At 68.1% G+C, this 23362-nt stretch carries 22 protein-coding genes, 2 tRNA genes, 1 pseudogene and 2 riboswitches; of the genes and pseudogenes, 7 read left to right on the top strand and 18 right to left on the bottom strand.

The genetic code is table 11. The features are described from left to right. Positions 1–45: 45 nt before the first annotated feature. The 11 genes from QRM96_RS18190 to QRM96_RS18140 all read right to left on the bottom strand — a co-directional run bounded on the left by QRM96_RS18190 (position 46) and on the right by QRM96_RS18140 (position 10015). Positions 46–118: transfer RNA gene (locus QRM96_RS18190), tRNA-Asn, on the bottom strand. A gap of 122 nt (positions 119–240) precedes the next feature. After that, a tRNA-Asn gene (locus tag QRM96_RS18185) sits at positions 241–313 on the bottom strand. 86 nt (positions 314–399) lie between these two features. Further along, on the bottom strand, positions 400–2334 hold the full coding sequence (dnaG, locus tag QRM96_RS18180; protein WP_285320504.1) for a DNA primase: 1935 nt from the start codon (positions 2332–2334) through the stop codon (positions 400–402). A gap of 15 nt (positions 2335–2349) precedes the next feature. Then, positions 2350–2610: a ferredoxin gene (locus QRM96_RS18175; protein ID WP_285320503.1), complete on the bottom strand. Its 261-nt coding sequence runs from the start codon at positions 2608–2610 to the stop codon at positions 2350–2352. After that, positions 2607–3863, bottom strand: coding sequence for an NADH-ubiquinone oxidoreductase-F iron-sulfur binding region domain-containing protein (locus QRM96_RS18170; protein ID WP_285320502.1), 1257 nt, complete (start codon positions 3861–3863; stop codon positions 2607–2609). The genes QRM96_RS18175 and QRM96_RS18170 overlap by 4 nt, the downstream gene beginning before the upstream one ends. Then, entirely contained in the window at positions 3860–4417 is a 558-nt protein-coding gene (locus QRM96_RS18165; protein ID WP_285320501.1) for a ferric reductase-like transmembrane domain-containing protein, read from the bottom strand. The genes QRM96_RS18170 and QRM96_RS18165 overlap by 4 nt, the downstream gene beginning before the upstream one ends. Next, positions 4410–5546, bottom strand: coding sequence for an FAD:protein FMN transferase (locus QRM96_RS18160; RefSeq protein ID WP_285320500.1), 1137 nt, complete (start codon positions 5544–5546; stop codon positions 4410–4412). Before QRM96_RS18160 ends, QRM96_RS18165 begins: the two co-directional genes overlap by 8 nt. 1 nt (position 5547) lies before the next feature. Next, a complete protein-coding gene (locus tag QRM96_RS18155; protein ID WP_285320499.1) occupies positions 5548–5862 on the bottom strand; it encodes a hypothetical protein in 315 nt (104 codons plus the stop codon). Between the two features lie 124 nt (positions 5863–5986). Continuing rightward, on the bottom strand, positions 5987–7327 hold the full coding sequence (locus tag QRM96_RS18150) for a deoxyguanosinetriphosphate triphosphohydrolase (RefSeq protein WP_442852944.1): 1341 nt from the start codon (positions 7325–7327) through the stop codon (positions 5987–5989). Next, a complete protein-coding gene (gene dusB, locus QRM96_RS18145; protein ID WP_285320498.1) occupies positions 7311–8489 on the bottom strand; it encodes a tRNA dihydrouridine synthase DusB in 1179 nt (392 codons plus the stop codon). Before dusB ends, QRM96_RS18150 begins: the two co-directional genes overlap by 17 nt. 107 nt (positions 8490–8596) lie before the next feature. Then, positions 8597–10015, bottom strand: coding sequence for a YibE/F family protein (locus tag QRM96_RS18140; protein ID WP_285320497.1), 1419 nt, complete (start codon positions 10013–10015; stop codon positions 8597–8599). Positions 10016–10155: 140 nt separating this feature from the next. On the opposite strand from QRM96_RS18140, the gene QRM96_RS18135 reads away from it, so the two are divergent. Next, positions 10156–10938 carry an alpha/beta hydrolase gene (locus tag QRM96_RS18135; protein WP_133832634.1) on the top strand — a complete coding sequence of 261 codons (783 nt, stop codon included), beginning with the start codon at positions 10156–10158 and terminating at the stop codon, positions 10936–10938. Between the two features lie 11 nt (positions 10939–10949). After that, positions 10950–11777 carry a lysophospholipid acyltransferase family protein gene (locus QRM96_RS18130; RefSeq protein WP_285320496.1) on the top strand — a complete coding sequence of 276 codons (828 nt, stop codon included), beginning with the start codon at positions 10950–10952 and terminating at the stop codon, positions 11775–11777. 75 nt (positions 11778–11852) lie between these two features. On the opposite strand, the gene QRM96_RS18125 is transcribed toward QRM96_RS18130, so the two are convergent. The 3 genes from QRM96_RS18125 to QRM96_RS18115 form a co-directional block, all read right to left on the bottom strand. After that, positions 11853–12902, bottom strand: a complete 1050-nt coding sequence (locus tag QRM96_RS18125; RefSeq protein WP_285320495.1) for a GNAT family N-acetyltransferase — start codon at positions 12900–12902, stop codon at positions 11853–11855. Between the two features lie 2 nt (positions 12903–12904). Beyond that, positions 12905–14290: a glycine--tRNA ligase gene (locus QRM96_RS18120; RefSeq protein ID WP_018763406.1), complete on the bottom strand. Its 1386-nt coding sequence runs from the start codon at positions 14288–14290 to the stop codon at positions 12905–12907. Positions 14291–14417: 127 nt separating this feature from the next. Next, positions 14418–15413, bottom strand: a complete 996-nt coding sequence (locus tag QRM96_RS18115; RefSeq protein WP_285320494.1) for a DMT family transporter — start codon at positions 15411–15413, stop codon at positions 14418–14420. Positions 15414–15445: 32 nt separating this feature from the next. Here QRM96_RS18115 and QRM96_RS18110 point away from each other — a divergent pair, with 32 nt between their 5' ends. Next, positions 15446–15679: an RNA-binding S4 domain-containing protein gene (locus tag QRM96_RS18110; RefSeq protein WP_018763404.1), complete on the top strand. Its 234-nt coding sequence runs from the start codon at positions 15446–15448 to the stop codon at positions 15677–15679. A gap of 31 nt (positions 15680–15710) precedes the next feature. Here the strand turns inward: QRM96_RS18110 and QRM96_RS18105 are convergent, their stop codons facing one another. After that, positions 15711–16361, bottom strand: a complete 651-nt coding sequence (locus QRM96_RS18105; protein ID WP_018763403.1) for an alpha/beta hydrolase — start codon at positions 16359–16361, stop codon at positions 15711–15713. A 77-nt stretch (positions 16362–16438) separates the two neighbouring features. Here QRM96_RS18105 and QRM96_RS18100 point away from each other — a divergent pair, with 77 nt between their 5' ends. Together QRM96_RS18100 and QRM96_RS18095 are read left to right on the top strand one after the other, a co-directional pair. After that, positions 16439–17308 carry an SGNH/GDSL hydrolase family protein gene (locus QRM96_RS18100; protein WP_018763402.1) on the top strand — a complete coding sequence of 290 codons (870 nt, stop codon included), beginning with the start codon at positions 16439–16441 and terminating at the stop codon, positions 17306–17308. 49 nt (positions 17309–17357) lie between these two features. Further along, positions 17358–17963 carry a hypothetical protein gene (locus QRM96_RS18095; protein WP_285320493.1) on the top strand — a complete coding sequence of 202 codons (606 nt, stop codon included), beginning with the start codon at positions 17358–17360 and terminating at the stop codon, positions 17961–17963. A 39-nt stretch (positions 17964–18002) separates the two neighbouring features. On the opposite strand, the gene QRM96_RS18090 is transcribed toward QRM96_RS18095, so the two are convergent. The 3 genes from QRM96_RS18090 to QRM96_RS18080 all read right to left on the bottom strand — a co-directional run bounded on the left by QRM96_RS18090 (position 18003) and on the right by QRM96_RS18080 (position 21928). Beyond that, complete coding sequence (locus QRM96_RS18090) at positions 18003–19139, bottom strand: alcohol dehydrogenase catalytic domain-containing protein (RefSeq protein ID WP_285320492.1); 1137 nt, start codon at positions 19137–19139, stop codon at positions 18003–18005. Between the two features lie 120 nt (positions 19140–19259). Continuing rightward, entirely contained in the window at positions 19260–20375 is a 1116-nt protein-coding gene (metX, locus tag QRM96_RS18085; RefSeq protein ID WP_285320491.1) for a homoserine O-acetyltransferase MetX, read from the bottom strand. Positions 20376–20387: 12 nt separating this feature from the next. Beyond that, positions 20388–20503, bottom strand: a riboswitch (SAM riboswitch). 99 nt (positions 20504–20602) lie between these two features. Continuing rightward, entirely contained in the window at positions 20603–21928 is a 1326-nt protein-coding gene (locus QRM96_RS18080; RefSeq protein ID WP_018763399.1) for a bifunctional o-acetylhomoserine/o-acetylserine sulfhydrylase, read from the bottom strand. A 43-nt stretch (positions 21929–21971) separates the two neighbouring features. Next, positions 21972–22086, bottom strand: a riboswitch (SAM riboswitch). A 185-nt stretch (positions 22087–22271) separates the two neighbouring features. Here QRM96_RS18080 and QRM96_RS18075 point away from each other — a divergent pair. Next, on the top strand, positions 22272–22910 hold the full coding sequence (locus QRM96_RS18075; protein WP_285320490.1) for a VOC family protein: 639 nt from the start codon (positions 22272–22274) through the stop codon (positions 22908–22910). 199 nt (positions 22911–23109) lie between these two features. Next, positions 23110–23362 (top strand): annotated as a pseudogene (locus QRM96_RS18070) (HNH endonuclease signature motif containing protein); the annotation flags it as partial.

The following is a 23362-nucleotide window of genomic DNA, read 5'->3' as shown; positions in this document are numbered from 1 at the left end:
AAATCCCTGTTCCGCCGGCTGGAGGAACAGGGATTTTCCGTTGCGCTCCTCCTGCTGGACTTGAACCAGCAACCCTTCGATTAACAGTCGAATGCTCTGCCAATTGAGCTAAGGAGGAATGAAGCAGGTATGACATTAGCAAAGGATTCCGGCCCAAGGGAAATCGGCGGTTTTCCGGGCCCAAACAGCCCGCGGGCAAAGAAAAGTCCCCGTTCCGGAGGCCGAAACGGGGACTGTGCGCTCCTCCTGCTGGACTTGAACCAGCAACCCTTCGATTAACAGTCGAATGCTCTGCCAATTGAGCTAAGGAGGAATGAAGCGGGTATTAGCCTAGCAAACACCTGCGGCGGAAACGAAATCGGGACGCCGTCCGTCCCGGCCACCCCGGTACGGGCCCGGCTACGCCTCGGCGCGCAGGGCCCGGCGTTCCATTTCCAGCATCATCAGTTCACGGTTGAGCCGCTGGTAGGTTTCCGGATCCGCGGCCGGATCGAGCCGTTGCAGCTGCCCCATCTTGTCCGCCTTGACCCGGGTGATCTGCAGCTCGAACAAGCGGGACAGGATGTCGCGGCAATACTTCAGCACGGCCTCCTCCGTGTGGGCAGGCAGCGGCACCACAGCCAGCTCCGAGACCAGCTGCCGGAGGGGTTCGGGCACTTCGTGCATCACGTGTTCCACCCAGCGCACCGGATCACCGGCCGCCTGCCCCGGACCGGTGGCGCGCATGGCGTCGTGGACCGCCTGGAAGGCGGGCGTGGCGAACCGGGCGTCTGCGAAGCGGTCCCAAACGGCGCCGGCCAGCAGGGACGGCTGCTGGAGTGCCACCTCCAGGGCCTGGCGTTCCATCGAGGCCACGGGATCCCGGGGGTCCGGCCGGTGGTAGGAAGGGACCGCGCCCGACGACGGCCCGGCAGCAACGCCGGGGCCGCCGGGTTGGGCGGCGCCCGGCTGGGCGGCCTTGCCGGCCTGCGGGTGGCCGGAGGCCGCCGGACGTCCGGTGTCCCCCCGCTTCACGGCGGCCGTGACCAGGCGGAGGACTTCGTTGGGGTCCGGCATCCCGAGCCAGCCGGTCAGCGCCTGGCAGTAGCCGGTCCGGGTGGAGGCGTCACGAATGGCGGCCACCACGGGCACTGAGGCTTTCAGGCCCTGTACGCGGCCCTCAACGGTATCCAGGTTGAACTGCTTCAAGGTGGTGCGGATGGCGAATTCAAACAGCGGCCGGCGGGACTGGATGAGGGCGTGCACTGCTTCGTCTCCCCTGCTCAGGCGGAGGTCGCAGGGGTCGGCGCCCGTGGGTTCCACCGCCACGTAGGTCTGGGCCGTGAAGCGCTGGTCTTCCTCGAAGGCGCGGAGGGCCGCTTTCTGTCCCGCGGCGTCCCCGTCGAACGTGAACACCACTTCTCCCCCGGTGCCGTCGTCGGACAGAAGCCGGCGGGCAATCTTGATGTGCTCGGTGCCGAACGCCGTTCCACAGGTGGCCACCGCCGTCGTAATTCCTGCAAGGTGGCAGGCCATCACGTCCGTGTAGCCCTCCACCACCACCAGCTGGCGGTCCTTGGCGATGCTGCGCTTGGCGAGGTCGATTCCGTAGAGGACCTGGGACTTCTTGTAGAGCGTGGTTTCCGGGGTGTTGAGGTACTTGGGGCCCTGGTCATCCTCGTAGAGCTTGCGGGCGCCGAAGCCGATGGTGTCGCCGGCGATGTCCTTGATGGGCCAGATGAGGCGGCCGCGGAAGCGGTCGTAGATGCCGCGGTTGCCCTCCGAGAACATGCCGGTGAGCTTCAGCTCGGCGTCGGTGAAGCCGCGGCCCCGGAGGTGCTTCAGCAACGCATCCCAGCCTTGGGGGGCATACCCGCAGCCGAAGTGCTCGGCGGCCGCCCGGTCAAAGCCCCGTCCGTGCAGGAAGTTCCGGGCCTCGGCGGCACCAGGCGTGAGCAACTGGGCGCGGAAGAACTCGTCGGCAATTTTGTGGGCGTCCAGCAAACGCTGCCGCCGGCCCACTTCCTCCCGGTTGGGCCCGCTTCCGCCATCCTCGTAGCGCAGCTCGTAGCCGATCCGGGCGGCGAGTTTTTCTACCGCCTCGTGGAAGGAGCTGTGGTCCTGCTTTTGGACGAAGGCGATGACGTCACCGTCCTCGCCGCAGCCAAAGCAGTGGTAGCGGCCTACCTGGGGGCGGACGGTGAAGGACGGCGAACGCTCGTCGTGGAAGGGGCACAGGCCCTTCCAGGTTCCCAGCCCGGCGCCTTTGAGCGTGACGTAGCCGTCAACCACTTCCTTGATGTCCGTGCGCTGGCGTACTTCGTCGATATCTTCACGTTTAATCAGCCCAGCCACACAGCAATCTTAGTGTCACCGTCCCGGCTTACGGCTTTCACGTGCCGTCGCCATGCGTTCCTGGAGGCTCAGGGCCAGCTTGGGGCAGAGGAACACGGCCTCCTGCGCGGCGTCCCGGTCCGCGTCCCGCAGCGGAATGTCCGTCCGTTCGCGGCCGGACTTCCCGCGTGCCACGGGGTATCCCCAGTCATCACGGTCCAGTACGCCGGGAAGCAGTTCTGTGCACAGGCCGCGGCCGTCGCAGCTGGTCCAGTCGATGTGCAGAATGGCCGTCATGCCGCCACTCCCCCCAGGGGAACACAGTAACCGGCGAGGTGCGCACGGAAGTCCGCGGCGAACACCTCCAGGGCGCTGCTGACCAGCCCAGTGGTCCCCTCAGGATGCCGGCAGGCGCCGCGGCCGGACACCAGCCGTCCCAGTCGGTCCAGTTCGGAGGCGAGGCGGGGGTTGCGTTCCCCGCCAGCGATCCGGTTGAGGACGGACGCCATGGCCGGCAGGCCGAACATGCAGGGTCCGCATTGCCTTGCCGATTCATTGGCGAGGTAGGTGAGGATCCGGGCGGTCGCCCCGATCCCGCAGGCGTGCGGATCCAGCGCATGGATCACGCCTGCTCCGGGGCGCACCGTCCCGCCCACCGGCCCCACCGGCGAGAGCACATGGGCAGCAGGCCGTACCCAGCGGCCGTGGTAGCCGCCCACCAGGACGGCCGACAAGGGAGCCGGGTCCATCCCCGCTTCCTTGAGGACGGCAGACAGTTCCACCCCGCCCGGCACCTCCAGCACCACGTCGCGGACCGGGGCCGGACCGGAAACTGACACGAGCCGGGTTCCCGGATCCGTCGCAGTTCCCGCTTGGCGGAACCACTGCGCCCCGTAGCGGGCGATCAGGGCAACCTGTGCCAGGGTTTCGACATTGACCACCAGCGTGGGGCGGCCGTTCAGTCCCGATTCGCTCAGGCGCCGGCGTTGGTCAACCGGCACCGCATTTCCGGTGGCAATCATGTTGACCACCGCGCTCGACTCGCCCGAGATGAACGTTTCCGGCGCCTCCACCACCCGGACCCGCTTGGTGCCGGGACGCCCCGCGAGGGCCTGCCGGACACGGGGCAGGCCTGCTGCCGGCGCGTACACGTAGGTGCCGGCGCCGCCCAAGGCAGCCGCCAGGGTGAGCAGGCCGTCGATGACCAGGTGCGGTGCATGGCTAAGGAGGGTCCGGTCTTTGAAGCTGAGTGGTTCGCCCTCGGCGCCGTTGGCGATCACCACCGGCCGGGCCGCAAACAGGCCCTTGCGGCCGGACTCCGCCGTGGCGGTCACCTTGCGCCAGGTTTCGAACGCTGCCCCGCCCCGGCCGGTCAGCCCCGACGCCGCGAGCGCGTCAAGCAGCCCCGGTGCGGCCGCGTCTGCGTCCAGGGGGCCGAAGGTATTCAGGTGCTGGTCCCAGCCGGCATCCGGGCCGGCCGCGAGGAGGCGCGGTTCCTGCCGTGCCGCATCCGGGGGCGCCGGCTGGGAGGTGTCTCCGGCGTGGCTCACGGGTGGTTTCCTTGCCTGGCAGCGGAGGTTTCAAGAAATGTCGGTGACAGCCGCCACAACAGCGCCGCGGCCACGGCGACGGCGGACGCCGCGGCAAGCAGCAGGAACCAGCCGCTCGAGACGTCGGTACCGTTTCCGAGGGCGTGCGCCATCGCCACCGGCCAGACGCCATAGGTCAGCCAGTGGACCGCCTTGAAGGTCCGTTGTCCGATCCGGTGCCGCAGCAACCCGGTGACAACCACGGCCAGGACCAGGTCAAGGGCCACCGTCCCCAAACCCTGCCAGAACGGTTGGAAGGAGCCCAGGAAGGGCACCACGACGTCCACCGGCTTCAGCTTGGCGAAGGAGTCCAGCAGCAGGGAGCCCACGTGGAGCCCCAGGAAGACGGTGGCGAGCAGGGCGATGTTCCGGTGCAGGAGGCTGATGGAAAACCGCGGCAGCACCATCAGGGGACGGCCGGACCTGTTGAGGATTCCCAGCAGCACGGACGCGGTGAACAGGGCAAGGGAGATGAAGCCGCTCACCCGGCCGAAAGCCCACATTGCCTCATCCATGGCGGCCACCCCCCGCAGCGCCGGCGCCGGCTGCTTGGCGGGGTGGTTCTGCAGGCTTGGACCCGGCGCCGCGGGGGCGTTGGGTATCGGTGGGCCAGCCGCCAGTGGTGACAATCCTGCCATGGCGGTCCACGAGCCGGGCCACGATATTTTCGGCCCGGAACCAGTCCACGGCGGCGTGGCCGCGGACAATGGCGGCCGTGCTGCAGGCGTTGGCATCCAGGCACGTTGGTGCGGCCACTGTCACGGACCGCCAGACGGGCTCGGCCGGGAGCCCGAAGCGCGGGTCAAGGATGTGGTGGACGTCGGTTCCCCGGTTCGTCCAGCGGCGCTTTTGCGTGCTGGACGTGGCGAGGGCATACCCGGACGCGAGGGAGATGTGCTGGGCGGGGTCGGCGGGCAGGTCCTGGACCAGGATTTGCCACTGGCCGGGTTGGCCATCCACGAGGGGTCCGGGCCCTGCGCTGGCCAGGTCTCCGCCGAGCCCTACGAGGACCCCGCAGCCGAGCCGCTGGTGCACTTCGGCGGCGGCGAGGTCCGCCGCGACCGCCTTGGCCGTGGCACCGAGGTCAAGCCGGAGTTCGGCAGGCAGGGTCAGGGTGGTGGAGTCGAGGCCGAGCCTGGTCCATCCGGGTGCCCGCGTCGCGGGCATGCCAGGGGATGCGGCCGACGGCGGCGCAGGAGTTCGCGCCGCTCCGTTCGCCAGTGCCGGCACCGGCACGCTGCGGAGCCCCGTCATACCCTGTTGGTCCGGGCCGTGGCCCAGTGCGGCCAGGTCCGCTCCGAGGGTGGGGTCGACGTCGCCGCCGGTCATGGCCGCCGCGTCCAGGGCCCGTTGCAGGAGCAGCCGGAGCATCGGGCTGACGGTGACGCCCTGCGCCATCCGGGGTTGGAGGATCACAAGTTCCGAGTCGTTGCGGAAACGGCTGCAGGCGGCGTCGACGGCGGCCAGCACGTCGCGGACGATCCGTTCCGCGCCAGCCAGGGCGCCGGCGTCCGTAACGGTAACGGAGGCCTCAAGCTCCCAGACTGTCCAGGTTGATTGGGCCGCCATACCGCTTTCCGCCGCCGCACTGCCGGCCGGGCCGGACCGGCCCATGCGGGCACCGTGCGCGTCAGGACCGTTCATTTCAGGATCCCGAAGACCTGCCGTGGACCGTGCCGCCGTTGCCGGGTTGGACCGGCGTGGTGCTTCCGTAGCTCTTGGAACGGCGCGTGCCGTCCTGCCGGCTCCCGTAACCGTCGTTGCCCGAACCGGTGGAACCGCTCGGTTTCGGCGTGGTGCCTTGGGTGCTGTTGTCCGTCCCGGGAGTGGTCCTGGCGATGACGGAAGGCGTGGCGGCGTACACGGCGGCCGCGCTGACGCCCGCAACGGCGACGCTGCCCGCGCCCACCGCCACGGTAATCCCGGTGGCGAGGCGCTTGCCCCTGCTGCGAGTACTCATGACCTGCTCCCGTGCTTTAACGGCCTGCCTTTTCCCCTATCTTGCCCCTCGTTCCTGTGGAAACTCTTAGAGCAAGCTGTTTGATCGGTCGGGTGTTGGCAGGATCCGCCACGGCCTCGCGGGGCTACCAGAGCGAAGGCAGGCTCCCCACCAGGCGCTCGTACATGGCAAGCGCCGAACCATCCGTCAGGGACGCCACCTGGTCGATGACCACCCGGAGCCGTGCCCCGTCGTCGGCAGCGTCCCGCCAGTCGGCGGCAAACATCGGTTCCAGGTGCCTGTCCCCCGTGGCGCTCAGGGCAGTGACCAAGGCGTGCAGCACTTCGCGCTGGCGCTCGTAGATGGGCTGCCGGTGTTCAGTGGTCATCACGAACGTGGTGGCGAGGCCCTTCATGACCGCGATCTCCATCACCGTCTCATCCGGCACCATGAGCTCGGCGCTGTACCGGGTGAGGTTTTCGGGGCCGTAGACAGCACGGGTGGTTTCCAGGGCGCTCTGGCAGAACCTGCCGATCAGCTGGCTGGTCATGTTCTTCAGGGCTGCCATCGACTTGCGGCTGCCGTCCGCCTCGCGCACCCACACGTCCGTGGCCTCGAGCCGGGCCAGCGCGGCGTCGATCGCCGCAGGATCGTTGTGCGGCAGGTACCACTGCTTCGCGTACCCCACCACGCGGGCCCGGTGGTCCGGGTTGTCCAGCCAGCGCAACTGGAAGTGGCCGGCAACAATCGCGTCCTCCACGTCGTGCACCGAGTAGGAAATGTCGTCCGCGAGGTCCATCACCTGGGCTTCCAGGCAGGACCGGCGCTCCGGGGCACCCTCGCGGATCCAGTTGAAGATGGGGAGATCGTCCTCGTAGGCGCCGAACTTGCTGGTCCGCTGGCCGTGGATCACCGGGGCTTCCAGGGCAGACCACGGATATTTAGACGCGGCATCGAGGCTTGCGCGGGTGAGGTTCAGCCCGGCCGGACGGCCGTCAGCCGTGAGCACTTTGGGTTCGAGCCGGGTGAGCAGGCGGAGCGTCTGGGCGTTGCCTTCGAACCCGCCGATGGCGTGCGCCACCTCGTTCAGCGCCGATTCGCCGTTGTGGCCGAACGGCGGGTGGCCGAGATCGTGGCTCAAGCAGGCCGTGTCCACCACGTCGGGGTCGCAGCCCAAAGCCCGGCCGAGTTCCCGGCCCACCTGCGCCACTTCCAGGCTGTGCGTGAGCCGGGTGCGGACGAAGTCGTCCGTGTCAGGGGCCACCACCTGGGTTTTGGCGCCCAGCCGGCGCAGGGCCGAGGAGTGCAGGACCCGGGCGCGGTCCCTCTCGAAATCGGAGCGGTACGTGTTCTTGGGCGGTTCCTCCACCCAGCGGGCGGAATCGTGCAGCTCGTAGCCGGGCAAGGCGAGCGCCGCGGTAGGCGTGCCGGACGCCGGAGTGCCGGCGACCGGGGTGCTCAGGGAAGCCTCAGCCACCGGAGACATCCAGCTCGGCAGCAGCGATGTCCCGGGACTGGTCGGCGTTCAGGGCGCGGGAATCGAGCCAGTCCTTGGGCAGGGCAGGACGTTTCGGGGAGCCGGCACGTCCGCGCGGGCCCTCGGCGTCAACCCCGGGGTAGGGCGAGTCCAGGTCCAACTCCGCGAGGGTATCCCGGAGCACCTCAAGGCTGGTGACCAGGGCCAGCCTGGTGCGCAGCTCACCGCCCACCACGTAGCCCTTGAAGTACCAGGCGATATGCTTCCGGATTTCACGCAGCGCCTTGCCCTCGTCACCGAAAGTCTCCACCATCAGTTCGGCGTGCCGGTAGACACCCTCGGCCACCTGGCGCAGGTTGGGCCGGTGCCGGACATCGCTGCCTTCGAATGCCGCCTGAAGGTCGCCGAACAGCCACGGGCGCCCTTGGCAGCCGCGGCCCACCACCACGCCGTCCACGCCGGTTTCGCGGACCATCCTGACGGCGTCCTCTGCTGACCAGATATCGCCGTTGCCCAGCACCGGGATGTCCGGCAGGGCCTCGCGGAGGCGCGCGATGGCGGACCAGTCCGCCTTGCCGGAGTAGAACTGGGCGGCCGTGCGGCCGTGCAGCGCGACGGCGGCAACCCCGGAGTCGCGGGCGATGCGGCCGGCATCGAGGTACGTCAGGTGGTCATCGTCAATGCCCTTGCGCATCTTGATGGTCAGCGGAACGTTACCCTTGCCGGCTTCCTTGACGGCGGTCTGCACGATCGCGGTGAAGAGGTCGATCTTCCAGGGCAAGGCCGAGCCGCCGCCGCGCCGGGTCACCTTGGGGACCGGGCAGCCGAAGTTGAGGTCGATGTGGTCCGCCCGGTCTTCCTCCACGAGCATCCGCACGGCGGCGCCGACGGTGCCCGGATCCACACCGTACAGCTGGACGGAACGGACTTTCTCGTCGTCGTCATGCGAAATGATGCGGAGTGATTCAGGGGTCCGTTCCACCAGTGCGCGGGAGGTGACCATCTCCGCCACGTACATGCCGCCGCCGTATTCACGGCAGAGCCTGCGGAAGGCGGAGTTGGTGATGCCGGCCATGGGGGCCAGGACCACCGGAGTGTCAACGGTGATGGGTCCCAGCTTCAGGGGCGGGAGTTCCAGCTTGGGGGCGGGAGGGGTTGCTGCAACAGTCACCTGTCCATTGTTGCAAAGCCGGGCAAATCGAAGGTTTCCGCCGTGGCACCAGGCCTCTCCGGCGGGGCTTTCCGGCCCGCCCCGCAGGCAAGTCGCCGCGCACCCCGTCAGCCGCGGTCCGCCCTCCGGCCCCGGCGGGTGGCGGTTTCCGCAGCTGGTTCGACGCCGGCCCGCCGGCTGCGCTCCCCCAGCACGGCTGCGGCGAGCGCCCCGGTATCCGCCACGTCTCCGGCGTGGACGTGGCCGTCGTCGTGCGCCCCGACCCCGGCATGGCCCTCAACTGCCCTGATGCCGGTGGCCTTGACCACGAGCACGGCGATCAGGGTGGTGACCGGGATGGCCAGGACCAGGCCGATGGAGCCCACCAGCGTGCGGATGACTTCCTCGGACAGTTCCGAACTGGTGAGGGTATCCATCAGGGGCCGGTCGTAGAGCATGACGATGATCAGGATGGGCAGCGCGGCCCCCGCGTAGGCGAAGGCGATGGTGTACACGGTGGAGGCGATGTGGTCTCGGCCGATCCGCATGGCGGAGGTGAAGAGTTTCCGGGCGCTGGTGCCCGGCGCCAGTTCGTAGAGCTCCCACACGGCAGAGGACTGGGTGATGGTGACGTCGTTCAGGACGCCGAGTCCCGAAATGATGAGCCCGCACAGGATCACGCCGGAGATTGAGATGTTCGCCGAGGTGTTCACCAAGGTGGCGGCGTCATGGCTGCCGACGCCGGCGAGGTTGGCGGCGTCCGTGGCCCAGGCGGCCAACAGCGCCGTGATGCCGAGCCCGAAAATGGTGCCCAACAATGCCGTGGACGTCCTCGCCGAGAATCCGTGGGCAAAGTAGAGCACACCGATCATGATCACGGTGGAGCCCACCAGGGTCAGGAGCAGCGGAGGCTTGCCCTCCACCAGGCCCGGGAGCAGGAAGTTGGCCAGGACAAAATAGGCGCCCACGAGTCCGACCAGGGCGCGGAGACCGCGCCACCGGGCGACAGCGATGACCACCGCGGCATAGAGCACGGCGAGCAGGACAATCGGCAGGGTGCGGACGAAGTCCACAAAGACGTAGGCCGGCGAACCCTGCGACCCGGTGGCCCCTTGGACCTTCGAGAGGTTCAGGTACCGGATCTGGTCCCCGGGCTTGACCCCGTGCGAAGAGGCCACATCCGGGTTGATCACCACCTTGACCGGGCTCCCGCCCTTATCCGGCTCCGTGAACGCGAACGTGCAGTCCGAGCCCTGGCGGGGAGGCTGTCCGGTGGAATCCTGGCCCGTCCCCTGCTGGCTGGACTGCTGGCCGGCCCCCGGCTGGCTGGATTGCTGGCTGGTCCCCTGCATGCAGTTCTCGGCCACCACGCTTTGGATGGTTCCCGTATCGAATGTCACGCCGGGGGCCGTGGAGTACGGGTTGGCGAGGGTGATTCCTTCCTTGCTGCCGGAGGGCCACAGCGCGGCCATCCCGGCCAGGGTCAGCAGCGCCAGCGGGATCAGGACCGCGGCCAGGATGCGGTTCGCCTTGCTGCGGGCAGCCATCGCTTGCGGTGTCGGCTCCGAATGGCTCTCGGAAGTGTGGGAGTGACCGGCGCCCATCAGCAGTACAACCTCATGGCTTGTACTCTACGTGCGGCGCCATAGGGTTTATAAATGGACCATCGGATGGGGAGGAACCAGGCATGGACAACGGTGGGACACGTGGAACCGATACCCGCGGGACGGGAAAAAGTGGCGGGGAACAGGCCGGGCGCGCGCCTTCGGATCCCCAGCACCGTCCCGTACTGAGCGTCCTTGCGGCATCCGGTGCCACCAAGGGAGTGGTCCTGGTCCTGCACGGCGGGAGGGCGCACAGCCGCGCACCCGTGGAGGCCCGGCACCTGAGCCCGGCCAGGATGGTCCCCTTTGCCCGGGACCTGCACCGCATGGGAAGGAAACACGGGCTGGCGGTCTGGTCCCTGCGCAACAGCGTCCGCGGCTGGAATGGCCCGGACATGACCCCGCTGCAGGACGCACGGTGGGCGCTACGGCAGATCGAGGAACAGCACCCCGGCGTACCGATCTTCCTGCTGGGCCACTCGATGGGCGGCCTGACAGCCGTCTGCGCCGCAGACCATCCGCAGGTTGAAGCCGTGGTGGCCCTTGCGCCATGGCTAAGCCCGGAGACCCCTTCAGCCCGGGTTGCCGGACGGAAGGTGCTGATCGTGCACGGAACCACGGACCACATGACCAGCCCCCGGCAGTCGCTGGCGTTCGCCCGCCGCGCCACCGCGGAAGCGTCAAGCATGCAGTATGTGTCCCTGAAGGGTGTGGGGCACTTCATGCTCCGAAAGATCCGGGTGTGGCAGACGCTGGCCTCCGGGTTTGTCATTAAGTCCTTCGCGGAGAGCACGGGCGCCCCTGTCCGGCCGCCGCGTTCTTTTTCGCAGCTGCTGCCGGAATCGTCCGTGCACGTCACTCTCTAGGCGCGGTCCCGATGCCTTGGCGTCCCCCGTCCAACGACACCTTCTACCGGGTCATCGTCCGTACCGGGCAGTTCCTGCGCTGGGCCCTCCGGCTGGACATCCAGGCGACCGGCCTGGAAATCCTTCCCGCGAAGGAACCGGCCACCGGCCCTTCCCGCCGGGCGTCCCCCGGAAAGGGAGCGGTCTTCGCCATCACGCACTTCGGCTACGTGGACTTCGCGGTAGTCGAGCTGCTCCTGTGGCGGCATACGCGTGCCCAGCTGCGGTTCCTCGTCCATCAAGGCGCCGCAGACCACTGGTTGGCCGGCCCCGCCATCAGCGCCAGCGGCCATGTGGTGGTGGGCTATGCGGACCGTTCAGACGCCTACGATGCCGCGGTGGCCAAGCTGCGGGCCGGCGAGTACCTCGCGGTCTTCCCGGAGGCCGGGGTGAGCCGCAGCTTCACGGTTCGCGAATGCAGGACCGGTGCCGTGCGGATGGCTGCGGAAGCCGGGGTCCCGGTCATTCCGGTTTCGGTCTGGGGTGCCCACCGGGTGATGACCCGCGGCCACGGATTTTCCCTTCGGCGCAGCTGGCGGGCACCGGTGCGCCTCGAAGTGGGAGCGCCGATCGTCTTTCCGCATGACGTTGACGTTGAGGAGGCCACGGAGGCGCTGCGCGGCACGCTCCAGGCCGGGATCGACCGGTGCATTGCAGGCTTTCCGCTGCAGCCGGAGCACGGGGCGTGGTGGATGCCGGCGCACTTGGGCGGCGGCGCTCCTTCGGACGCCGAGCGGCAGCGCCTGGACGCCGCAGACGCCGCCGCGGGCCGGCGTCGTGGTTCCCGCCAAACGAAGTAAGCGCCAGGTCTTGCCGTGAAGGTCACGCCAAAACCTGGCGCTGCCTTGGCTGCCGGGTTGGCCGGCCGGCCCCGGTCAGTCGGAGACCACCAGGGTTTCCGCCGCGGCGAGGCGGGCCTTGCCGGACTCCAGGAGGGGTTCGACGGCGGCGCGCAGCGCGGTCATCGAGTCGTCCAGTTCCAGCATCACCGGGTGCTGGTACGCGATGAGGGCGAGCATGTCGCGCACGGCCTCGGCAGCGTCCGCGGCGGACAATGCCGGCTCATGTCCCACGAAAACGTCCGTCGGTATGTCGGCGCCCGTTGTCTCTGCACCAGGGGTTTGCAGGTGGGCCGGTGCGGCATCAGGCCCGGCGGGGGCCGCGTAGCTGACGGCGAAGGCCCGGATGCGGCCCTTCTTGCTCGGCGCCACGCCGGCCCCGAAAGCCGATTCCGGTTCGGCCCGCAGCACGATGGCGCCGTGCGCGCCGGTGAGCTCGTCCAGGAACAGTTTCTGCACCTGTCCCACGGAGAGGACCCCGGGTGAATCCCAGTCATGGATGGCGGTGTAGTAGCGTCCCACCACGTCGGTGAGCTCCACCGAGCCGGTGGCCAGGTCCATGACGACGTCGGAGCCTGCGTTCTCGCCGCCGGCCGCACCGTCCCCGTCCTTGGCCGGGAAGACGGGCAGCCGGAGGGCGCCCGGCTCGACGACCACCAGGCGCGAGCGCTGGATGGGTTCCAGCCCGAACGCTTCGGCGAAGGCGGCCCCGGCGGTGCCGGGCTCCACCTTGGCGCGCAGCCTGGTGACACCCGTCGGCGCGTTTTCGGCTTCGCGGCGCAGCATGGTCAGCAGGCTGGCGCCGATGCCGGCGCGGCGATGGTCCCGGGCCACCTCGATGTAGGTCCAGAGGCGTTCCGGGTGCAGGGACGCCTCGTAGACGACGCCGGCGGCTACCGGGATGCCGACGCCGTCAATAACGTCCTCGGCCACGATGCAGCGGCGCCACGGCGTGCCGTCCCGGCCGTTGGAGGACAGTGCCAGGGCGCCGCGGAACTGGCGGGCCTCACCGGTGTCCGGGTCACCCCAGATTTCCAGCAGCGCAAGGTCGTCACCATCGCGCCATGGGCGGTATTCGATGGCCATGCTCAGGCGCCGATCAGCCGTGCGGCCAGGTAACCCTCCACCTTGTCCAGGGAAACACGTTCCTGGCCCATGGTGTCCCGCTCGCGGATGGTGACGGCCTGGTCCTCGAGGGTATCGAAGTCCACGGTGATGCAGAACGGGGTGCCGATCTCATCCTGGCGGCGGTACCGGCGGCCGATTGCACCGGCGTCGTCAAAGTCGATGTTCCAGTTCTTGCGCAGCTGGGCGCCAAGTGCCTTCGCCTTCGGTGACAGGTCCTCATTGCGGCTCAACGGCAGCACGGCGGCCTTGACGGGGGCCAGGCGCGGGTCAAGCTTCAGCACGGTGCGCACGTCCACGCCGCCCTTGGCGTTGGGGGCCTCGTCCTCGGTGTAGGCGTCCACCAGGAACGCCATGAAGGAACGGGTCAGGCCGGCCGCGGGCTCGATCACGTAGGGGGTGTAGCGTTCGTTGGTGGCCTGGTTGAAGTAGCTCAGGTCCGTGCCGGAGGCCTTCGCGTGGGTGGAGAGGTCAAAATCGGTCCGGTTGGCGATGCCTTCCAGTTCGCCCCACTCCGAGCCCTGGAAACCGAAGCGGTACTCGATGTCCGTGGTGCCCTTGGAGTAGTGGCTCAGCTTCTCCTTGGGGTGCTCGAAGAAGCGCAGGTTCTCGTCGCGGATGCCCAGGCCGGTGTACCAGGCCATGCGCTCGTTCATCCAGTACTTGTGCCACTCTTCATCCGTGCCGGGCTCGACGAAGAACTCCATTTCCATCTGCTCAAACTCGCGCGTGCGGAAGATGAAGTTGCCGGGCGTGATCTCGTTGCGGAAGGACTTGCCGATCTGGCCGATGCCGAACGGCGGCTTCTTCCGCGACGTGGTGAGGACGTTGTTGAAGTTCACGAAGATGCCCTGGGCGGTTTCGGGGCGCAGGTAGTGCAGGCCTTCCTCGCTGGCGACCGGCCCGAGGTAGGTCTTGAGCAGGCCGGAGAATTCCTGCGGCTCAGTCCACTGGCCGCGGGTGCCGCAGTTGGCGCAGGCAATGTCCTTCAGGCCATTTTCCGCCGGGCGGCCCTTCTTCTCCTCGTACTCTTCCTCGAGGTGGTCGGCGCGGTACCGCTTGTGGCAGGAGAGGCATTCCACCAGAGGGTCGGAAAAGACCTCGACGTGGCCGGAGGCCTCCCACACCTGGCGGGGCAGGATCACGGAGGAGTCAAGGCCCACCACGTCCTCGCGGCCGCGGACCATGGACTGCCACCACTGGCGCTTGATGTTTTCCTTCAGCTCAGCGCCCAAAGGGCCGTAGTCCCAGGCAGAACGCGAACCTCCGTAGATCTCACCGGCCTGGAACACGAAGCCCCTCCGCTTGGAGAGGGAAATGACCTGGTCGAGGACGGATTTTGCTGCCATGGGGTAACTCCAATTTCTACAGGGCCGCTGGGTGCGGTCCGCGGTGTGCAAACCCCGGCTGCGGCGTGCAGGGCACACCGGGCACCGGGTGGGCGGATGGGGGAAGATGCGTCAAGAGCTGCGTGTACTAGCCTACCGGCCGGCGCCCCCGGAGCGCGCCCCGCGGCCAGGGCAAGGTTGCCAGGATGATGGCGCCGAGGGTGAGCAGGGTCCCAAGGACCGTGGCAGGGGCGACGACGGTGCCAGGCGCGGGCAGCACCAGGTCCAGTGCCAGGGACCCCAGGAGTTGGCCCGCGATCATGCCGAGCCCGGTGACCAGGACGCCGAGGCTGCGGACCAGCAGGGCACCCAGGCCGATGAACACGCAGCCCATGGGACCGCCCAGGTAGTACCACCAGTCGGCGGGCAACGGATTGCCCGGCCCGGCCACCGCGAGCTTCACGGCGAACGCCGCCCACAGCACGATGGTGCCGGCCACGAAGTTGACCAGGGTGGCGGCGATGGGGGTGCCGTAGTGGACGGTGGCGGTGCCGTTCATGGCCTGCTGGAAGCTCATCAGGAAGCCTGCGGCCACCGGCAGGAGCAGCGGAACGAGCAACGCAGCCGGGTCGGCGCCGGTACCGGCGCCTCCCCCGCCGAACCGCGGCGACACTGCCCAGGCGACGGCGGCGATGGTCAGGACGCAACCGATGATGCGGATTCCCGTGACGGACTTCTTCCCGGCCGGGCCGATCCCCAGCCGGTCCACCAGCAGCCCGCTCACGGTCTGTCCGGTGACGGTGGCGACGGTGAAGAGGGCCACCCCGAGGAGGCCCACGGTAAAGGATTGGGCGAAGACGAACAGCGCCCCGATGGCGCCGGCCAGCACGTAGATGCGGGGAAAAGCCCGGGTACGGACGGCCGGGAGGATGGCCGCCAGCCCGGCCCGGCCCCGCGGCAGGACCAGCGAGATCAGGATCATCACCAGCAGGCCGGTGCTGAAACTGACCACGGCAGCGGCGATTCCGTCGTTGAGGCGGGCGCCGAGGGCCCCGTTGATGCGGCCTTGGACGGGGATGGCCAGGCCGGCGCCCACCGCCAGGGGCAGACCTGCGAGGACGGGCAGGCGTGGAGGGGAGGTCATTGGATCCACCTTAGTTCAGGCATTATTGCTGTATGAGCAACCCCATTGACGACGTCCCCATCCGCGACAGCATGATCCGGCTGGGCCAGCTGTTGAAGCTTGCCAACCTCGTGGAGGACGGCGTGGAGGCAACGGAGCTCATCAAGAACGGGCTGGTGAAAGTCAACGGCGAAATCGACGACCGCCGCGGCCGCCAGCTGCACCACGGCGACACCGTCACCGTGAACGGGCACACCGTGAAGGTGGTCGCGCCGGAGGCGGGCTGACCGCCACGGCCGCGGCGCCGTCGTCGGACGCCTACTTGTTGAGCACCTCGTGGGTGAGGAACTCCCCCACGTGGCCGATCTCCTGCTGGTTGATGCCGTGCCACATGCCCGTGTAGAGCACCTTGGTGAGCTTGACGTGCTTGCGCACCCACCCCATGGTGAACTCGATCTTGTCCTGGGTGATCACCGGGTCCTGCTGGTCCCGGCCCCAGAACATGGGGATGGTTCCGTCCAGTTCGGCATCCTTGAAGGTGGGGTCGCCGGCGGCGTCCACCACGAAGCCCGAGAGCCCGACGACGGCGGCGAAGTCCGTGGGACGCTGCCGCAGGAGGGTGGTGGCCATGGCCATGCCCATGGAGAAGCCCAGCAGGGAAACAGAGGGGTGGCCTTCCCTGATGGTGTCGATCCATTCCTGGACGTAGGCCGACGCCGCCTTGACCCGGTCCAGGGAGTAGTCGATGGACGCCGTCAGCGGGAACCAGGTGAAGCCCGGGCCCATGGCGATCGGCGCCCGGACGGATGCCACCGCAAAGTCCCCCGGAAGCATCCCGGCAAGGCTGAACAGGTCCTGTTCGTTGGCGCCGTAGCCATGGAGCAGCACCAGCAGCGGTTTGCCGGCACGCTGGTCTTCGGGGTGGGACCACAGGACAACGGGAGCGGGAAATACTTCGGCGTCAGTCATGGTTTCCATTCTTACAGTTACCCGAAAGTAACAACCTACGTTGGCGTAGCCATTGAAGCGGAAGGCAGGATAGGACAGTGACTGACGCAAGTGCCATCCAGACCCCGTCCGTGCACCCCGGTTCCCACCCCTGGAGCCGGTACGTGGCGATGGGCGATTCCTTTACCGAGGGCATCGGCGACCCCGAGCCCGCAAGCCCCGGAGGGCACCGCGGCTGGGCCGACCGGGTGGCCGAAGAACTGGGCCGCACCAAGCCGGACTTCGCCTACGCCAACCTCGCCGTCAGGGGCCGGCTCCTGCAGCAGATCGTGGACCAGCAGCTGGCCCCGGCCCTGGCCCTGAAGCCGGACCTGGTCACCTTGTCAGCCGGGGGCAACGACCTCATCCGCCCGGGCGGCGACCCCGACGCGCTGGCCGAAAAGCTCGATTCCGTGGTCCAGATCCTGTCCATGGGCGGAGCCACCGTGGTCCTGTTCAACGGTCCGGACACCGGCTCCTCGGTCCTGGGCAGGATCCGGAGCAAGGTGGCCATTTATAACGAGAACCTGCGGACTGTCGCGGCCCGGCACGACGCCGTCATCGCCGACATGTGGTCCCTCCGGCAACTGAGCGATCCGCAGATGTGGGACCAGGACAGGCTGCACTTCTCCCCGTTGGGGCACCACACCATCGCGGCCATGGTGCTGGACTCGCTTAACGTTGAACATTCGCTGGAACCCCTCCAGCCCAAGGATCTGCCGCCCCGGACCTGGCGCGAGGCAAGGACCGGGGACTTGGTGTGGGCGCGCGAATACTTCGTGCCCTGGGTCCTGCGCCGGCTCCGGCACCAGTCCTCCGGTGACGGCGTCACGGCGAAACGGCCGACGCCGGGTCCCGTCTTTGGCCCGGGCGTTCCGTTGGGGTCCGGCGAGGGTCCGCTGGGAACCTCGGAACCCAGCCGCCGGTAGGACCGCACGGGGTTACGCTGGAGGGACAACCTTTGAGAGGCGCGGCACCGTGAGCAGCTTGTTTTTGTGGATCATCATCCTGTCCTTCGTTGTCCCCATGGCCATGCGGATGTACCGGCGGTCCATGGCACGGCGGGACCGGGACCAAGGCTTGCCGGGCCAGTACCCTGGCCAGTTTCCGGGACAGTACGGGCCGGGCGGGTTCCCCGGGTCCGGCCGGTTTCCCGGGTCCGCGGGGCCGCAGAGCAACCAGCCCCGCGACGGCTACACCCAGCAGGACTACTACTCCGGCGGCTTCCGCCAGCCCACCCCGGCCGGTGAATCACAGCCACAGCCCTACCAGTACGGGCAGCCCCCCATGCCGGACCCCCGCTACGGCGCGCCCCAGGAACCGCCGTTCCAGCAGTTCCCGGGCCAGCAGTTCCCGGGCCAGCAGTTCCCGGGCCAGCAGGGTCTGGGCCAGCAGTTCCCCGGCCAGCAGCAGGGTACCGGCCACACGCCGGCCGGCCCGCCTCCAGGCCCGGCCGTTCCCCCGCCGGGAGCGCCCCAGGGATTCCGTGCCCGGAAGCTCGCAGAACTGGACCAGCAGTACAGCAACGGCGAAATGTCCATGGAGGACTACATGAAGCGCCGCAGCGACATCATGAACGGCTGAGCCCCAGCCGCCGCCACGCCTCAAGCCCGGAGCAACGCCTCAAGCCCGGAAGAGCCGCCTGACCACTTGCCCGGACGCCAGCGCATCCAGGCCTTCATTGATTTCGGCCAGCGGCCGGGTATCGGTGTGCAGAAGTTCCACCGGAAGCCTGCCTTCCCGCCAGTAGCCAAGGTACGCCGGGATGTCTCGGCGGGGAACCGCGTCGCCCATGTAGGAGCCGAGGAGCCGTTTGCCGGCTCCTGCGAACTGCAGTGCGGGAACGGCCAGTTCAGCTGACGGATGGGGCAGTCCCACCGAGACAACCGCGCCACCCCGCGTCACCAGATCCAGGCAAGTTGCTATCACGCCGGCCGAGCCGACTGCTTCGACGGCCACATCCACCCCGTCACCGGCAGCCTCGGCAACAAGACGGGGCGCATCCGCAGGCGTTCCCACCGCCGTGGCACCGGCGTCCAGGGCCAAGGGGTGCTTGCCCGGATTCGGATCGATGGCAATCACTCCGGCGGCCCCGGCGAGGCGGGCCGCCATGACGGCCGATAAGCCTACTGCGCCGATGCCGAAGACAGCCACGGACTGCCCCGGGCTGACGCCTGCCGTATTGAGCACGGCCCCCATTCCGGTGAGCACGGCGCAACCAAACATCGCCGCGACGGTGTCCGGGACGTCGTCGTCAATCACCACCACCGACTCCCGCGCCACCACGGCGTAATCCGCAAACGCCGAGACGCCCAAATGGTGGTTGATGCGCTCCCCCGCCGGCGTGCGCAGCAAGGCCGGCCCATGCGACAGGTCACCGGAGCCGTTGACCTCTGCAGCGCGGTGGCAAAGCGCGGGCCTCCCGGCCCGGCAGGCCCGGCAGTGGCCGCAACTGGGCACGAAAACGAGCACCACGTGGTCTCCCACGGACACATCGGCTACCCCGTCGCCCACGGACACCACCCGCCCCACCGCCTCGTGGCCCAATGCCATCGGAAGCGGCCGGACCCTGGAGCCGTCCACCACGGACAGGTCCGAATGGCACAGGCTCGAATAGGTGATGGCAACCCCAAGCTCACCGGCGCGCGGCTGCGGTTGGTCCAGTTCCTGCAGGATCAGGGGCTTCGCGTCAGCGTAGGCGGGTTTTCCTGGTGCCTGTCCGGCGGCGGGAACGGTCGAATACAGGACGGCGGCTTTCATGACACGATCATGCCGTACTTCCACCCCGGGCCTGCAGCACTGTGGCACCGCGGCGTCCACCGGCAGCGTGCACCGGAAGCACCGCAGGGCAGCAGCCGGCCGCTGCCGGGACGGGCGCAGCTAGGCCAGGAACGTCGTCCGGAGCTGGTTCCCCAGCTGTCCGATCTCGGTCAGGAAGCCGTCATGGCCTATCGGTGCCGAGATCATATGCACGTCAACCTCACCCGGCAGGGCCTGGGCCAATTCGCGGGACTGGGACGGGAAGTAGAGCCGGTCGGAGTCCACGGCGGCAACGAAGAACCGGGCGGTGGCGGAGGCCAGGGTCTCGGCCAGCGGCCCGCGGCCACGGCAGACATCGTGGCTCATCAACGCCTCGGTGAGGGCGATATAGCTGTTGGCGTCGAACCGGCGGACGAGCTTCCTGCCCTGGTGGTCCAGATAGCTTTCCACCTGGTAGCGTCCGCGGTTTGCCAGCAGTCCGCCGTGCAGGGGCGACTCGGGGGCCTGGGGTTCCCGGCCGAAGCGCCCTTCCAGTTCCGCGGCGGACCGGTACGTGATGTGGGCGATCCGCCGTGCCAGGGCCAGTCCGTCTTCCGGACACGGTCCGCCGTAGTAGTCGCCGCCGTTGAAGTTCGGATCCTGGCGGATGGCCAAGGTCTGGGCCTGGGCGAAAGCGATCTGTTCAGCCGTGCTGGCAGCGCCGACCGAGATGACGGCGCAGCGCTGCACCCGGCCAGGGTAGGTCACCGCCCACTCCAGGGCGCGGGCACCCCCCATGGAACCGCCAAGGACGGCGTACCAGCTCCCGATGCCCAGCTGGTCCGCCAGCCGGGCCTCGGCAACAGTACTGTCCCGCAGGGTGACCAGGGGGAAGCGTGAGCCCCAGGGTGCTCCGTCGGGGGCGGCCGACGACGGGCCCGTGGACCCGTAGCAGCCGCCCACAATGTTGACGGACACCACGAAGAACCTGTCCGTATCGACGGGCGCCCCAGGACCGGCCAGCTGTTCCCACCAGCCCTCTTCGTCGGTGTCGCCCCGGGTCACGTGGGTGCTGCCCGTCAGGGCGTGCTCGATCAGGATGGCGTTGCTGCCGTCCGCGTTCAGCGTGCCCCAGGTCTCGTACGCCAGGGTGACATCCGGCAGGTAGCCGCCGCCCTCGAGCTCGAGTCCTCCGATGGAGGCGTAGCGGACAACTCCGTGTTCGGGAATGGTGTTACGGGCGACGGTAACCGTCATGGCAAGACCTCTTCTACGCGCTTGCCTGCCGTCATTTGACCGGCAGGCCAGGTCTTCACCCGGGGCACCCCACCGCGGAAGGAGGGTTGCCGGCCAGCAAGCCGGGGCTGTCACTGGCACTCATGACCTGGTTCGAGTGTACGAAACACCCCCCGGTCCAGGCCAAGAGTGTGACTGGTTGTGACTTCCCGGCGCTGCCGGCCGGCAGCGCCCCGGCGTGCCGGCGGTCAGGCGTCGGCGCCGCCCTTGGCCGCGCGGAAACCGGCCTCCAGGTCGGCCAGGATGTCGTCGATGTGCTCCAAGCCAACCGACAAGCGGACCAGCCCCGGATTGACGCCGGCCACCACCTGCTGCTCGGGCGAGAGCTGGCTGTGGGTGGTCGACGCCGGATGGATGACAAGCGAACGGACGTCGCCGATGTTGGCGACGTGCGAGTGCAGTTCCAGGGCGTCGACGAAGCGCTTGCCCGCCTCCGCGCCCCCGGCCAGGTTGAAAGCGACGACGGCGCCGGTCCCCTTGGGCCCGTACTTGCGGCCCCGTTCGTACCAGGGGCTGGACGGCAGCCCCGCGTAGGCGACCGATTCGACGTCGTCCCTTCCCTCCAGCCAGCGCGCCACCTCCGTGGCGTTGGAAACGTGCCGTTCCACCCGCAGGCTCAGCGTTTCCAGGCCCTGCGAAATCAGGAAGGCGTTGAAGGGCGAAACCGCCGAGCCAAGGTCGCGCAGCAACTGGACACGGGCTTTGAGGATGTAGGAAAGGTTGGCGCCCAGTGCGCCGCCCTCGCCAAGGTCCCGGGCGTAGACCAGCCCGTTGTAGGTGGGATCCGGGGTGTTGAAACCGGGGAACCGGTCGGGGTCCTTGCCGAAATCGAACTTGCCGGAGTCGACGATGACGCCGGCAATCGCCGAGCCATGACCGCCCAGGTACTTGGTGGCGGAGTGGATCACGATGTCCGCACCCCACTCCAGCGGCCGGATCAGGTAGGGAGTGGACAGGGTGTTGTCCACGATCAGGGGAACGCCGGCGTCGTGGGCCACCTGGGAGATGCCTTCGATGTCCAAGACGTCCTGGCGCGGGTTGGATACCACCTCGCCAAAGAACAGTTTGGTGTTGGGCTGAACGGCATTCCGCCACTGATCCAGGTTGTCCGGATCTTCCACGAAGGTGACCGCGATGCCGAACTTCTTCAGGGTGTGGGCGAACAGGTTGTAGGTGCCGCCGTACAGGCTGGGGCTGGCCACGATGTGGTCCCCGGCCTCGGCGATATTCAGGACGGCGAAGGTCTCCGCGGCCTGCCCCGAGCTCAGCAGCAAAGCGGCCAGGCCACCTTCGAGGCTGGCGATCCGCTGCTCCACCGCGTCCTGGGTGGGGTTGCCGATGCGGGTGTAGATCGGCGCCAGTTCGGCCAGCGCAAAACGGTTGGCTGCGCTCTCGGCGCTCGGGAACACGAATGACGTGGTCTGGTAGATGGGAAGGGCGCGGGCCCCGGTGGCGCTGTCAGGCTCCTGGCCTGCATGGATCTGGCGGGTTTCGAAGGACCATCCGTTGGACATCTCAGTCTCCTATGACATGGGCCCGGCATGCTGGGAGCACCACGGGCCGCGCTTGCTTCCGGCAATTGCCGGACAGCCTGGTCCTCACCCGGGGCACCCCACCGCGGATGGAGGGTTGCCGGCCAGCGAGCCGGGGCTTAACGCTGGCACTCATGACCTGCGCCCAGTGTAGGAACATCACTCCGGCCGGGACAGCATTGTGACGAACATGGTCTTGCCGCTGTGTGCGGGCCGTGGGGCCCGCGAGGGTGGCAGCTGACGGGCGGGGACGGTCCGAACAGCCACGATTCCAGTAAGGGTACCCTTAGCTGAGAGCCCGATCACAAAGTGCCAAGATGTTGCCATGCGCATGGATCACGTCTCTTACGCCTGTGAACACGATGGCCTCGCGGCCACTACCGAACGTATTTCAACTGCCCTCGGCGTTGAGGCAGTGAAGGGCGGGGTCCACCCCCGGTTCGGCACCCGGAATATGATCATCCCCCTCGCCGGGCACAAATACCTCGAAGTTGTGGAGGTCCTGGACCACCCGGCTTCGGACAAAGCACCGTTCGGACAGGCAGTTCGTGCCCGTTCCGCTGCGGGCGGCGGCTGGATGGGCTGGTGCGTCGAAGTGGACGACCTTGCCCCGTTCGAGGAACGCCTGGGCCGAGCTGCCGTAAACGGCAACCGCAAGTTCCCGGATGGCCGCGAACTCGTGTGGAAGCAGATAGGCATCCTGGGCCTTATTGCAGACCCCCAGGTCCCCTACATGCTCAAATGGGAAGGCGACCCGTCCCTGCACCCCTCCAATGCCTACGAGAGCAACCTCAAGATGAGCTGCCTGACCATTGCCGGCTCCGCGTCGCGGGTGACCGAGTGGCTGGGCGAGCCGGTGGAGAAGCCGCTTGAAGACGTTGTGGTCGAGTGGGTAGCGCCGCACGGCACTCCCGGCATTCTGTCCGTCACATTTGAAACCGCCAACGGGGCCGTCACCATCTGACCATCCCTCGCGCTCTCCGGCTTAGTTCCGGAGAGGGCCTTATAAGCGTGCGCCCAAAAGCTTCGGCCGCCATCGGGTGGTGACAACGGCGTCACCACCCGATGGCGGCCGAATTCATTTAAGCGTTCCCGGGGAGCATCGCTGAATTATGCGGAAGGGCGCTGAACCACAAGCCTCCTCCATAAATGTCGGACCCTGGTTGGATGATTTCTTTATGGGAATCGGTACTGATCTGGCGGTGGTGATGGAGGGTGTTTCTGCCTCTGTTGCTGCGCTGGGCGGGCTGGTTCGGGTGGATGGTTCCTTCGCGTCCGGCGCTGGTGATGACGTGGATGTGTTGCAGCGGCGGTATGAGTCATGTCTGGGGCGGCTGGAGGTGGTGGCACGGTTGGAAGCGCAGCTGGCGGCGGTGAAAGCCCAAGACGTGGCGGATGCCGTTGACATCCAGCATG

The organism is Pseudarthrobacter sp. lyk4-40-TYG-27 (assembly GCF_030209295.1).
In the GTDB taxonomy this organism is placed as follows: domain Bacteria; phylum Actinomycetota; class Actinomycetes; order Actinomycetales; family Micrococcaceae; genus Arthrobacter.
Note: the sequence above shows the minus strand (reverse complement) of the source record. Positions and strands in the feature narration are given on the sequence as shown.